Raw genomic sequence first — 12,198 nt, forward strand, 5'->3', positions numbered from 1 at the left:
CGTTGCCCCTCGCGGCACGCCCACGCTGAAAACGAACCGCGAGACCACTGAAAAGGGACGGACGCGCGTGGACCTGTTCGAGTACCAGGCGAGGGACCTCTTCGCCAAGCACGGTGTACCGGTGCTGGCCGGTGAAGTCATTGACACGCCTGAGGCAGCCCGCGAGGCGACCGAGCGGCTGGGCGGCAAGTCCGTCGTCAAGGCGCAGGTGAAGGTCGGCGGCCGCGGCAAGGCCGGCGGCGTCAAGCTGGCCGCCACCCCCGACGAGGCGGTCGCCCGGGCGACCGACATTCTCGGCATGGACATCAAGGGCCACACGGTCCACAAGGTGATGATCGCCGAGACCGCGCCGGAGATTCTTGAGGAGTACTACGTCTCGTACCTCCTCGACCGCACCAACCGCACCTTCCTGGCCATGGCCTCGGTGCAGGGCGGCATGGACATCGAGGAGGTCGCGGAGAAGACCCCCGAGGCCCTCGCCAAGGTCCCGGTCGACTCCAACACCGGCGTCACGATCGAGAAGGCCCGCGAGATCGTCGCCCAGGCGAAGTTCCCGGCCGAGGTGGCCGAGAAGGTCGCCGAGGTCATGGTGACGCTGTGGGAGACGTTCGTCGCCGAGGACGCGCTCCTCGTCGAGGTCAACCCGCTCGCCAAGGTCGCCTCCGGCGACGTCCTGGCGCTCGACGGCAAGGTGTCTCTCGACGAGAACGCCGACTTCCGTCAGCCCGGCCACGAGGCCCTTGAGGACAAGGACGCAGCCAACCCGCTCGAGGCTGCCGCCAAGGCCAAGAACCTCAACTACGTCAAGCTCGACGGCGAGGTCGGCATCATCGGTAACGGTGCCGGTCTGGTCATGTCGACCCTGGACGTCGTCGCGTACGCCGGTGAGAACCACGGCAACGTGAAGCCCGCCAACTTCCTCGACATCGGTGGCGGCGCCTCCGCAGAGGTCATGGCGAACGGCCTGGAGATCATCCTCGGCGACCCGGACGTCAAGTCCGTCTTCGTCAACGTCTTCGGTGGCATCACCGCGTGCGACGAGGTCGCCAACGGCATCGTCCAGGCTCTTGCGCTGCTCAAGAGCAAGGGCGAAGAGGTCGCCAAGCCGCTGGTCGTGCGCCTCGACGGCAACAACGCGGAGCTGGGTCGCAAGATCCTTTCCGACGCCAACCACCCGCTGGTGCAGCGTGTGGACACCATGGACGGCGCGGCCGACAAGGCCGCCGAGCTCGCCGCGGCTGCGAAGTAAGGGACGAGGGACTCCAACACCATGGCTATCTTCCTCACCAAGGACAGCAAGGTCATCGTCCAGGGGATGACCGGTGCCACCGGCATGAAGCACACCAAGCTCATGCTGGGCGACGGCACCAACATCGTCGGCGGCGTTAACCCGCGCAAGGCCGGCACGACCGTCGACTTCGACGGCACCGAGGTTCCCGTCTTCGGCTCCGTCGCCGAGGCGATGGAGAAGACCGGCGCAGACGTGTCCGTCCTCTTCGTGCCGCCGGCCTTCGCGAAGGCCGCCGTCGTCGAGGCGATCGACGCCGAGATCCCCCTCGCTGTCGTGATCACCGAGGGCATCGCCGTCCACGACTCGGCCGCCTTCTGGGCGTACGCCGGTTCGAAGGGCAACAAGACCCGGATCATCGGCCCGAACTGCCCCGGCCTGATCACCCCCGGCCAGTCCAACGCCGGCATCATCCCGGGCGACATCACCAAGCCCGGCCGCATCGGTCTCGTGTCGAAGTCCGGCACGCTGACCTACCAGATGATGTACGAGCTCCGTGACATCGGCTTCTCGTCCGCCGTCGGCATCGGTGGCGACCCGATCATCGGTACGACGCACATCGACGCCCTCGCGGCGTTCGAGGCCGACCCCGAGACCGACCTGATCGTCATGATCGGCGAGATCGGCGGCGACGCCGAGGAGCGTGCGGCGGACTTCATCGCGAAGAACGTCACCAAGCCGGTCGTCGGTTACGTCGCGGGCTTCACCGCCCCCGAGGGCAAGACCATGGGCCACGCGGGCGCCATCGTCTCCGGCTCCTCCGGCACCGCCCAGGCGAAGAAGGAGGCCCTCGAGGCCGCCGGCGTCAAGGTCGGCAAGACGCCGACCGAGACCGCCAAGCTGGCGCGCGAGATCCTCGGCGCCTGATCACCTCTTCGCGGGACTGCCTCCGCACAGACGGCGCGGGCCGGAGCGCCTGTGCGTGGGCCGGAACGCGCCGGAGGTCACCTCAGGTCCGGTACCAGTCGCGCCGGGCCACGGACGAGCTCTTCGCGGAGCTTCTTCTGCAGCTCCAGGTCCTGTGGGGTCAGCTTCTGGGGACCGCCGTGGGGAGACGCACCACCGACCTGCTCGGCGGGCGGATTCGCGTACTGCACCGGAGACGTCACCGTGGTGATCAGCGCGATCCCGACGATCAGAGCCGTCAGGGCGATGGCTGCCCGCGTCCAGAGTCTGGCCTTGTGCTCACTGCCGTCACGGATCGCACGGGCCGCGGGCATCGCGGCCACCGGCTGAGTGAGGGCGAGCGCGCCCAGCTGCTCGTGCAGCAACGCCGACTGCCCGGTGGGCGACGAGGGTTCCGCCAGCTCGGGCACCTGCTCTGCCACCGCGGCACGCGCGTTCATCAGCCGGCTTGCAGTCGCCGGTGTGCTTGCCTCCGTCTCCGCGGCGGTCTCCGGCAGGTCCAGGCCGACACCGTCGTAGAGCAGGAGGGTGCGACGGTAGGACGGCGGCAGGTCGAGCAGTGCGTCGAGCAGGGCCCGCGCGTCGGGGGCGGCGGGCGGCGGGTCGGGGTGGCGGTGCGCCCGGCGCAGCCGGTGCCAGGGCGACACGGCGTACTCGTATGCGGCTGCCCGTACCCAGCCCGCGGGGTCCCGGTCCACCGCGACCTCGGGCCAGCGCTGCCAGGCCTGCTCGAAGGCCCGCTCGACGGCCTCCCTGGAGAGGCTCCGGCGCCCGGTCAGCAGGAACGTCTGGCGGAAGAGGGCGGCGGCGTTCCTCGTGTACAGGGCGTCGAATGCCTCCGCGGGTGTGAGCGCGGCTACGGGGGCGTCCGGCCGGTCGGTGGCCGTCGGCTCGTCCGCCCGCGCCGCTTCGGCCGGTGCCGCTGCCGGGGACGACGACGGCTCCGTCCGATCCGCCCGCTCGTCGTGGGCGCCCTGGGGGGCGCTTTCCGATGCGCCCCGTGCCCCGGTGCCGCCCGTGCAGGCCGAGCCGATCAGCTTCGCGTACGCCTCGCGCTTCCGCCCCCGAGGGCTGGCGCGGCCCGACTCCCAGGCCCGGACCGTGGCCGGGGTGACGCCCAGGGCCGCAGCGACCTGCTCCTCGCTCAGCGACTTCTCCTCACGCAGCCGGCGTCGCTCCTCGGGGGAGGGCAGGGGGGAGGAGCCGGCCGTGTCGGTGGCGCTCCGAGTCATGAGGAACCCCCGGCAGGCCTCCATGGGATGGAAATGTACATAACCGTATATTGGGCGACACAGCGGCTAATCGCCCGTTACATGGATTAAGTGCGTGTCGTTGGGAGCATTGCCGTGTGATCCACATGACCGAACGCACCCCGTCGTTCTCGGCAGAGCAGGGAAGGACCGCCGTACTGGCATCCGCCCTTGTTCGGGGGGGGCTTGCCGCGGGGCTCGGACTCGGCTCGCTCACCGTCCTCGCCCTGGCCGTGTGGATCAGCTCCCCGGCCCCCGACAGCGGCCCCGGCGGGGCCCTCCACACGGCGGCCGGGATCTGGCTGCTGGCGCACGGCGCGGTACTCGTCAGGACCGACACCCTCAGCGGCGCGCCCGCCCCCGTCGGCATCGTCCCGCTGCTGCTCACCGGAGTGCTGGTGTGGCTGGTGCACCGGGCCGCCCGCGACGTGATGGAGCCGGACGAGGGGCGCACCCCGCCGTCGGGCGCGAGCGCCTTCTGCCTGGTGACGGCCGGATACCTGCTGGTCGCGGTGGCGGTCGCCCTCTATGCGAAGGGCGGACCGATGTTCGCGCGGCCGGGCTCGCTCCTGTTCCCGATGGCCCTCGTGGTGGGGGGTGGGGCGGCCGCCGGGGTGTGGGCAGCGGCCGGGCGCCCGATCGGGCCGCCGCCGGCCTGGGCGCCGGTGCGGGTGCGCGAGGCGCTGGCACGGTCCCGGTTCGTGGAGCGGGCGGACGCGGTGCTCCGGTCGGCGGTGGCCGGGACTGCGGTGCTGCTGGGTGGTGGGGCGCTGCTCGTCGCGGTGGCCCTGGTGTGGCATGAGCAGGCGGTGCAGGACTCGTTCCTGGGGCTCTCCGGCGACTGGGCGGGCCGGGCCGCGGTCCTGCTGCTGGCGCTGGTGCTCGTGCCGGATGCGGCGATGTGGGGTGCCGCGTACGGGATGGGGCCGGGATTCGCCCTCGGTACGGCGTCCACGGTCACCCCGCTCGCCTTCACCGGGCGGCCGGCCCTGCCGGATTTTCCGCTGCTGGCGGCGGTCCCCGCCCACGGAACCGGAACGGCTCCGAACTGGGCGGCCGCGGCGGTACCGGTCGCGGCCGGGGTGACGATCGCCTGGTTCACGGTGCGGAGGGCGGCGCCCGCCCGTGGCGTCGGGGAGTCGGCATGGGGCCTGCGGGGGACCGCGCTGACGGCTGCCCTGGCTGCGCTGGGATGTGGCGTGTGTACGGCGGTGCTGGCCGCGGCGGCGGGCGGTCCGCTGGGGACCGGTGCGCTGGCGGAGTTCGGCCCGGTGTGGTGGCTGACCGGGGCGGCCGCGGTGGCGTGGACGGCCCTGCTCGGTGTGCCGGGGGCGCTGCTGCTGAGGGCGTGGCGGCTGCGGGAGCCCGGCAGTGAGGGGGAGCGCGCCGAGGCGACGGAGAAAGCGGTGAGCCCCGTGACACCTGGGGTGGCCGATGCGGAGGCGCCCGGGCGGCCGAGCGAGGAGCGGCGCCGGTGGTGGCGCCTGCGGCGCGGGCCCGGGGGCGAGGACGCGGCCGCCGGCACGGCGCCCGGAACCGGACCTGTGGCCGGCGCAGGCTCCGTACGGCCGTCCGTGACCGCGCCTGCGGCCGCCTCCGTACCCGCCTCCGCGTCCCGCGAGGAGGAACACGCGGGCCGGGACGCGTACGACTTCCTGCCGACCGGTCCGTGGCAGGGGGGAGCGGTTGAGGATCTCCCTTGGGACACGCTCCTCACGGAGCCGGAAACGCCATCGGCCCGGCCTCCGGAGGCCGGGCCGACGAGTGGGCCGGGAGAAAACGCTAGTTCTTGACGCCGAAGAACGGTTCCAGCGGCTTCGGCAGGAGATCGTTGCAGGCCAGCTGTCCGGACTTGGTGAGCGCGTCGTTCACGCAGGTGTAGTAGTCGCGGTAGACCAGCTGCACCGTGAACGTCATCGCGACGATCGACAGGGCCAGCAGCGCCGTGACGAGCCCGCTGACCGCGGCTGTCGTCTGCGGCCTGCCCTGGTTCTGCGCGTACGGCGCACCGGGTCCGGAGGCAGGGGCGCCCGCCGGAGCGGAGCCCGTACCGGAGGAACCGGCGGCGCCGGCCGCGCTGTCCGTCGCCGTCGCGCTCCTGGGCTTGGCGCGCAGTGAGCTGATCGACCAGTACACGGCCAGCGCGCCGAGCAGCAGGGCGATCTCCGGGAAATCGAAGATCGCGAAGAAGAAGGCCCACATGCCGGAGAGCAGCGCGTAGCGGGCGCGGCGCTGGGCGGGGTCGGTCGGGTCCCAGCGCAGTCCGCCGGGAGTGTTCTCGGGTCCGCCCTGTCCACCCGGGCCGCTCGGTCCGCCGGGACGGCCGCCGAAGCCGCCGCTCTGGCGTCCCGGCTGGTGGCTGCTCCACTGACTGCCCCAGACGGGGCGGTCGTCGGAGGAGCCTCCCTCGGGTGCCCCGTCGCCGTTTCCGCTCCCGTCCCCGTCGGTCCCGCCGTTCGACGGGTGGCGGGGCTGCCACGGCTGGTCGGGGCGGTTCTCCGGCGGTGCGGCGAACGGGTTGTCGTCCTTGTCCGGGGAAGAGGAGGGGCCCGTGGGGGGCCGGCGTTCCCTCAGCAGCACCGAGGACCGCTCGGGCAGCGGGAGGCGGAAGGCGGTGCGGCGGCGTCGGTCCGGCATATGGTGAACGTCTTCCCCATCTCGTCATTTCCGCCCTGTGGACGGTTCGCTGTCCCCTGACGCTACCTCCCGGCCGTCAGGGGCCGAAAGCTGGGAGCGCGGCGGTGGCCCGCGCCTTCCGCCCGGATGTCCTTCCTCGCTTCGGTCCGGCCCCTCACCCCCGTCCCGTGGGGGTCCCCCGATGTGCCGGTATCGTTGCTGACGGTCGACTCCTTCGTAGAGTTCCCCGTATTGAGGGGCGCGATTCTTTCGTACGACCGTACAAATAGCGTCGCTCTGCTTCACCGCGCGAGGCTTCACCACGCGAGAAAGGGCCCAGCCGTGGCCTCCCCGCCCTCCTCCGCCGCCCCGGCCCGCCTGGTCGTGCTGGTCTCCGGCTCGGGTACGAACCTCCAGGCCCTGCTCGACGCGATCGGTGACGACCCTGCGGGCTTCGGAGCCCAGGTCGTCGCGGTCGGCGCCGACCGCGACAACATCGTCGGTCTGGAGCGGGCGGAACTCGCCGGGCTGCCGACGTTCGTCTGCAGGGTCAAGGACTACGGCACCCGCGAGGAGTGGGACGCGGCGCTCGCCGCGGCCACCGCGGCGCACCACCCGGACCTCGTGGTGTCCGCGGGCTTCATGAAGATCGTGGGCAAGCGGTTCCTCGCCGAGTTCGGTGGCCGGTTCGTCAACACCCACCCCGCCCTGCTCCCCAGCTTTCCCGGTGCCCACGGGGTGCGTGACGCCCTCGCGTACGGCGCGAAGGTCACCGGGTGCACCGTCCACTTCGTCGACGACGGCGTCGACACCGGTCCGATCATCGCGCAGGGCGTGGTCGAAGTGACCGAAGAGGACACGCCGGAGGGCGAAGCCGCTCTCCACGAACGCATCAAGGAAGTCGAGCGCAAGCTGCTCGTCGAGGTCGTGGGGCGGCTCGCCCGTAACGGCTATCGCATTGAGGGACGAAAGGTTCATCTCGGTCATGTCGGTGAATAAGCCCATCCGCCGCGCCCTGGTCAGTGTCTACGACAAGACGGGGCTCGAAGACCTCGCCCGCGGTCTGCACGAGGCGGGCGTCGAGCTCGTCTCCACCGGTTCGACCGCCGGGAAGATCGCCGCTGCCGGTGTGCCGGTCACCAAGGTCGAGGAGCTCACCGGCTTCCCCGAGTGCCTCGATGGCCGCGTGAAGACGCTGCACCCGCGCGTCCACGCCGGCATCCTCGCCGACCTGCGCCTGGACGCCCACCGCGAGCAGCTCGCCGAGCTGGGTGTCGAGCCCTTCGACCTCGTCGTCGTCAACCTGTACCCGTTCAAGGAGACCGTCGCCTCCGGTGCCTCCGCCGACGAGTGCGTGGAGCAGATCGACATCGGCGGCCCGTCGATGGTTCGCGCCGCCGCCAAGAACCACCCGTCCGTGGCCGTCGTCACCAGCCCCGAGCGGTACGCCGACGTGCTTGCCGCGGTCGGGGCGGGCGGCTTCGACCTGGCCACGCGCAAGCGGCTGGCCGCCGAGGCGTTCCAGCACACCGCCGCGTACGACGTGGCCGTCGCCTCCTGGTTCGCGGACGACTACGCCGCCGCCGACGACTCGGGCTTCCCCGACTTCTTCGGTACGACGTACGGGCGCAGCAACGTCCTGCGGTACGGCGAGAACCCGCACCAGCCCGCCGCGCTCTACACCTCCGGCTCCGGCGGCCTGGCCGAGGCGGAGCAGCTGCACGGCAAGGAGATGTCGTACAACAACTACACGGACACCGACGCCGCGCGCCGGGCCGCGTACGACCACGCCGAGCCGTGCGTCGCGATCATCAAGCACGCCAACCCGTGCGGCATCGCGATCGCCGACGACGTCGCCGAGGCGCACCGCAACGCGCACGCCTGCGACCCGCTGTCGGCCTTCGGCGGCGTCATCGCCGTCAACCGTCCGGTGACCGTCGCCATGGCCGAGCAGGTCGCGGAGATCTTCACCGAGGTCATCGTCGCCCCGGCGTACGAGGACGGCGCGGTCGAGATCCTCACCCGCAAGAAGAACATCCGCGTGCTGCGCTGCCCCGACGCCCCGAGCTCCGAGGTCGAGGTCAAGCCGATCGACGGCGGCGCGCTGCTCCAGGTCACCGACCGGCTCCAGGCCGACGGCGACAACCCGGCCAACTGGACCCTCGCCACCGGTGAGGCACTCTCCGCGGACGAGCTCGCCGAGCTCGCCTTCGCCTGGAAGGCCTGCCGCGCGGTCAAGTCCAACGCCATCCTGCTCGCCAAGGGCGGCGCCTCGGTCGGCGTCGGCATGGGTCAGGTCAACCGCGTCGACTCCGCGAAGCTCGCCGTCGAGCGGGCGGGCGAGGAGCGGGCGCGCGGCGCGTACGCCGCCTCGGACGCGTTCTTCCCGTTCCCGGACGGCCTGGAGATCCTCACCGCGGCCGGCATCAAGGCCGTGGCCCAGCCCGGCGGTTCGGTCCGTGACGAGCTGGTCGTCGAGGCCGCGAGGAAGGCGGGCGTGACGATGTACTTCACGGGTACGCGGCACTTCTTCCACTGAGCGGCCCGAACGCCGAGGGCGTCTCCCGGAGCAGGTCTCCGGGCGCCGCTCTTCGCGCTGCCCCGGCGAAGAGGCGCCTGCGGCGGGGGTCGGGCCGACGGTGTGAACCGTCCGGCGGGGCCCGTACGCCACGGGGCGCCGGTCGGGGGCGCAGAAACGACCGAAGGCCGTAACCCACTCGGGTTACGGCCTTCGGCCATGTGCCACTGTGCGCCGAGTCGACCGCAGCGGTCGGTCGGCTCAGGCGCGCGGGCGCTGGAACCAGGCGGCGCCGTCCGACTTCGCCACGAAGACGATGATCAGAACGCCGAGCGCGATGCTGACGATGCCCAGCGGCAGCTGGAAGATGCCACCGAGGCAGATGAACGCGCCGTAGACGATGGCGCAGACGCGGGTGGCGTTGCCGCCGGACTTCATCTTGAGCGCCAGCGCGACGGAGAGCCCGGCGAAGATCAGGGCGAGCACGGCGACGAACGCCAGGATGCCCTTGCCGAAGTTCTCGATCGTCTCGGTGTCGGCCGCCGTGGTGCCGGCATTGCCGACAGCGTCGGAGACGGCGCCCATGCCCGCGAACGCGATGATGGCGGCGATGATCTGGAAGGCGGCAACCACCCACAGCATCACGCGTGCTGCCTTCACGCCGCCCGGCATCTCGACCGGGGCACCCGGGAAGCCGTAACCGGGCGGGGCCTGCGGGTAGCCGTAACCCTGCTGCGGCACGCCCTGCGGGGTCTGCTGGGGGTAGCCGTAGCCCGGCTGCCCGCCCTGCGGCTGGCCATAGGGGTTGTTCGGGTCGCCGAAGCTCATGGCGAATTCCCTCCGTTGCAAAATGTGCGGGGACGACGCGGTCCGCGCGGAGGAATGGTGCTCGATCAGAACGACCTGTCCCCCGACACTGCCCGCGGTGCTGCGAGGGCGGGCCGGCAGGCCCGCGGCCGGATCAGTACTGCGGCTGCCGCTGGCGGTTGAACCAGGCGTTGCCGTCGGCCCTCGCGACGAAGACGATGATCAGCACGGCGAGAACCGTGTGGACGAGACCGAAGACGACGAACGGGTAGATACCGAGAATCGCGGTGATCGCACCGAAGATGATCGCCGTGATGCGGATGCCGTTGGTCCCCTTGCCGAACTTCACGGCCAGGAATACGGCAAGGACGCCCCACAGCACTGCGAAGGCCACGACGCCCCACAGGGCATTGCCGGAGTAGTCGGCAAGCTGCTGGAACTGAACGTCGTCCTTGAGCGTCGAGTCGTTCTTGGCGGCGTTCACGGCCGCAGCGGCGATCGCGAAGATGACCGCGCCGATGACCTGCAGACCAGTGATCACGTAGAGCATGACCCGGGCCGCCTTCACGCCGCCCGGCATCTCGGTGGGCACACCGGGGAAGCCGTAACCGGGCTGGACGGGCGGGGCCTGCGGGTAGCCGTAACCCTGCTGCGGCACGCCCTGCGGGGCCTGCTGGGGGTAGCCGTAGCCCGGCTGCCCGCCCTGCGGCTGGCCATAGGGGTTGTTCGGGTCGCCGTTGCTCATGGCGAATTTCCTCCGTCGAAAAATGTGCGGGGACGACGCGGTCCGCGCGGAGGAACGGTGCGCAATCAGAACGGCCTGTCCCCCCGACACTGCCCGCGGTGCTGCGCGGCTCATCGTGGTCTTGACATCGTCTTTTTGTCCAGCCAGTAGCCGTATGTGTTGTGCAAGCGCAACCTGATGGCAACCGGCGACACCCAGAATTGGTATGCGGGCGGGGTCATCCGCGAGGATGGGACCATGACTGCCCAGATTCTCGATGGCAAGGCCACCGCAGCCGCGATCAAGTCCGATCTGACCGTCCGCGTGGCGGCCCTCAAGGCGCAGGGCATCACCCCTGGCCTGGGAACCCTGCTCGTCGGGGACGACCCGGGCAGCCGGTGGTACGTGAACGGCAAGCACCGCGACTGCGCGCAGGTCGGCATCGGTTCGATCCAGCGCGAACTCCCCGACACCGCCACCCAGGAGGAGATCGAGGACGTCGTACGGGAACTGAACGCGAACCCCGACTGCACGGGTTACATCGTGCAGCTTCCCCTTCCCAAGGGCATCGACACCAACCGTGTCCTGGAACTGATGGATCCGGCCAAGGACGCCGACGGTCTGCACCCGATGAACCTCGGCCGCCTCGTACTGAACGAGACGGGTCCGCTGCCGTGCACCCCGCAGGGCGTCGTCCAGCTGCTCCGCCACCACGGTGTGGAGATCAACGGCGCGCACGTCGTGGTCGTCGGCCGCGGTGTCACCATCGGCCGCTCGATCCCGCTGCTGCTGACCCGGAAGTCCGAGAACGCCACCGTCACCCAGTGCCACACCGGTACGCGTGACCTCTCCGCCCAGCTCAAGCAGGCCGACATCATCGTCGCCGCCGCGGGTGTACCGCACATCATCAAGCCCGAGGACGTGAAGCCGGGCGCGGCCGTGCTCGACGTCGGCGTCAGCCGGGACGAGCACGGCAAGATCGTCGGCGATGTGCACCCCGGTGTGGCCGACGTCGCCGCGTGGATCTCCCCGAACCCGGGCGGTGTGGGCCCGATGACCCGCGCCCAGCTGCTCGTCAACGTGGTCGAGGCGGCCGAGCGCGATGCGGCTGCCGCGTCTTCCGGCTCCGCCGGCTGACCTGATGCTGACCTGATCCGGAAGGAACCCCATGGGTGCTGGTACGAGTCCGGCCGATCCGGCCGCCGCGGCGGACCGGACGATTCCGGCGCCGCCGGATGAGGGAGTGACTGCGGTGGAGGCCTCCGGCGGGGCGGCAGCGGGCGACCGTGCCCGGCCGGCCCGGGGTGCGGATGTGCGGCGGGACGACGACCCGGGAACCGGGCCGGAGGACGGTCCCGGCGCGGACGCGGGCTCGGCTTCCGGGGCCGATGCGGGCTCGGAAGCCGAGCCCGGAGCGGACGCGGCTCCCGGCTCCGACGCGGGCTCGGCCCCGGGTTTGCGGGACGACGTGGCTCGCGGTGCGGATGCCGGCGCGGGCGGCGGCCCGGACAGCGGTGCGCGCGGCTCCGACGGCGGCGAGCCGGACAGCGGAGCCGAGGGCGGGGGATCCGACGGCAACGGCTCGGACCGGGGCCCGGACGACGCCGTCCCCGCCCCCGCGCCCGATGGTGCCCCGCGCCGGTCGCGACGGTTCCCGTCGTTCACCCGGGACACCGCTCGCCCCGAGGGCGGCGGCCGGGCCGCGTCCGGGGACGCGCCCGCCCCGGCCCGGCAGTGGCCGCTGCTGGCCGTGCTCTGCACGTCCGGGATCGGACTGCTGATCGTCGCCCTGAACCTCTTCGCCGAGGCCTTCCGGATCGGCACGATACTGATCGGCGCGGCCCTCGTCGGGGGCGCCGTGCTGCGCTGCGTCGTCCCCTCGGTGGGCATGCTCGCGGTCCGTTCCCGCTTCACGGACCTGGTGACGTACGGACTCCTGGGCGTCCTGATCGTGATGCTCGCACTTGTGGCGCAGCCCAAGCCCTGGCTCGACATCCCCTTCCTGGAGCACGCGGTCCGGTTCACGATCCGCTGACATCGCCGCCCGTGCGGCCCCACCGCGGCCCCCTCGCACCCGACAGGTGCGAGG

11 protein-coding genes are annotated in these 12,198 nt (G+C 71.6%); 7 read left to right on the top strand and 4 right to left on the bottom strand.

Going from position 1 to position 12,198, the window contains the following annotated elements; genetic code table 11:
* Window positions 1-67: 67 nt before the first annotated feature.
* Together sucC and sucD are read left to right on the top strand one after the other, a co-directional pair.
* Window positions 68-1,249 carry an ADP-forming succinate--CoA ligase subunit beta gene (gene sucC / locus ACFU6I_RS24795; protein ID WP_384370651.1) on the top strand — a complete coding sequence of 394 codons (1,182 nt, stop codon included), beginning with the start codon at window positions 68-70 and terminating at the stop codon, window positions 1,247-1,249.
* A gap of 21 nt (window positions 1,250-1,270) precedes the next feature.
* The gene (gene sucD, locus ACFU6I_RS24800) at window positions 1,271-2,155 is read left to right on the top strand and encodes a succinate--CoA ligase subunit alpha (protein WP_366695025.1); all 885 of its coding nucleotides are present in this window, start codon (window positions 1,271-1,273) and stop codon (window positions 2,153-2,155) included.
* 77 nt (window positions 2,156-2,232) lie between these two features.
* Here the strand turns inward: sucD and ACFU6I_RS24805 are convergent, their stop codons facing one another.
* Window positions 2,233-3,426 carry a helix-turn-helix domain-containing protein gene (locus ACFU6I_RS24805; RefSeq protein WP_384370653.1) on the bottom strand — a complete coding sequence of 398 codons (1,194 nt, stop codon included), beginning with the start codon at window positions 3,424-3,426 and terminating at the stop codon, window positions 2,233-2,235.
* 125 nt (window positions 3,427-3,551) lie between these two features.
* Between ACFU6I_RS24805 and ACFU6I_RS24810 the strand changes: the two genes are divergently transcribed.
* On the top strand, window positions 3,552-5,237 hold the full coding sequence (locus ACFU6I_RS24810; protein WP_384370671.1) for a DUF6350 family protein: 1,686 nt from the start codon (window positions 3,552-3,554) through the stop codon (window positions 5,235-5,237).
* Here the strand turns inward: ACFU6I_RS24810 and ACFU6I_RS24815 are convergent.
* The gene (locus ACFU6I_RS24815) at window positions 5,227-6,081 is read right to left on the bottom strand and encodes a hypothetical protein (RefSeq protein WP_384370655.1); all 855 of its coding nucleotides are present in this window, start codon (window positions 6,079-6,081) and stop codon (window positions 5,227-5,229) included. The two genes, ACFU6I_RS24810 and ACFU6I_RS24815, sit on opposite strands and share 11 nt — an antisense overlap.
* A 321-nt stretch (window positions 6,082-6,402) precedes the next feature.
* On the opposite strand from ACFU6I_RS24815, the gene purN reads away from it, so the two are divergent.
* On the top strand, window positions 6,403-7,059 hold the full coding sequence (gene purN / locus ACFU6I_RS24820) for a phosphoribosylglycinamide formyltransferase (protein WP_384370657.1): 657 nt from the start codon (window positions 6,403-6,405) through the stop codon (window positions 7,057-7,059).
* The gene (purH, locus tag ACFU6I_RS24825) at window positions 7,046-8,599 is read left to right on the top strand and encodes a bifunctional phosphoribosylaminoimidazolecarboxamide formyltransferase/IMP cyclohydrolase (protein ID WP_384370659.1); all 1,554 of its coding nucleotides are present in this window, start codon (window positions 7,046-7,048) and stop codon (window positions 8,597-8,599) included. Before purN ends, purH begins: the two co-directional genes overlap by 14 nt.
* A 240-nt stretch (window positions 8,600-8,839) precedes the next feature.
* Here the strand turns inward: purH and ACFU6I_RS24830 are convergent, their stop codons facing one another.
* On the bottom strand, window positions 8,840-9,406 hold the full coding sequence (locus ACFU6I_RS24830; RefSeq protein ID WP_384370661.1) for a hypothetical protein: 567 nt from the start codon (window positions 9,404-9,406) through the stop codon (window positions 8,840-8,842).
* 133 nt (window positions 9,407-9,539) lie between these two features.
* Window positions 9,540-10,130, bottom strand: a complete 591-nt coding sequence (locus tag ACFU6I_RS24835) for a hypothetical protein (RefSeq protein ID WP_384370663.1) — start codon at window positions 10,128-10,130, stop codon at window positions 9,540-9,542.
* Between the two features lie 237 nt (window positions 10,131-10,367).
* Between ACFU6I_RS24835 and ACFU6I_RS24840 the strand changes: the two genes are divergently transcribed.
* The gene (locus ACFU6I_RS24840; protein ID WP_376664082.1) at window positions 10,368-11,246 is read left to right on the top strand and encodes a bifunctional methylenetetrahydrofolate dehydrogenase/methenyltetrahydrofolate cyclohydrolase; all 879 of its coding nucleotides are present in this window, start codon (window positions 10,368-10,370) and stop codon (window positions 11,244-11,246) included.
* A gap of 31 nt (window positions 11,247-11,277) precedes the next feature.
* On the top strand, window positions 11,278-12,144 hold the full coding sequence (locus ACFU6I_RS24845) for a DUF3017 domain-containing protein (protein WP_384370665.1): 867 nt from the start codon (window positions 11,278-11,280) through the stop codon (window positions 12,142-12,144).
* Window positions 12,145-12,198: the final 54 nt, after the last annotated feature.

The sequence above is a fragment of the Streptomyces sp. NPDC057486 genome (assembly GCF_042802415.1).
Classification (GTDB): Bacteria; Actinomycetota; Actinomycetes; order Streptomycetales; family Streptomycetaceae; genus Streptomyces; species Streptomyces yanii.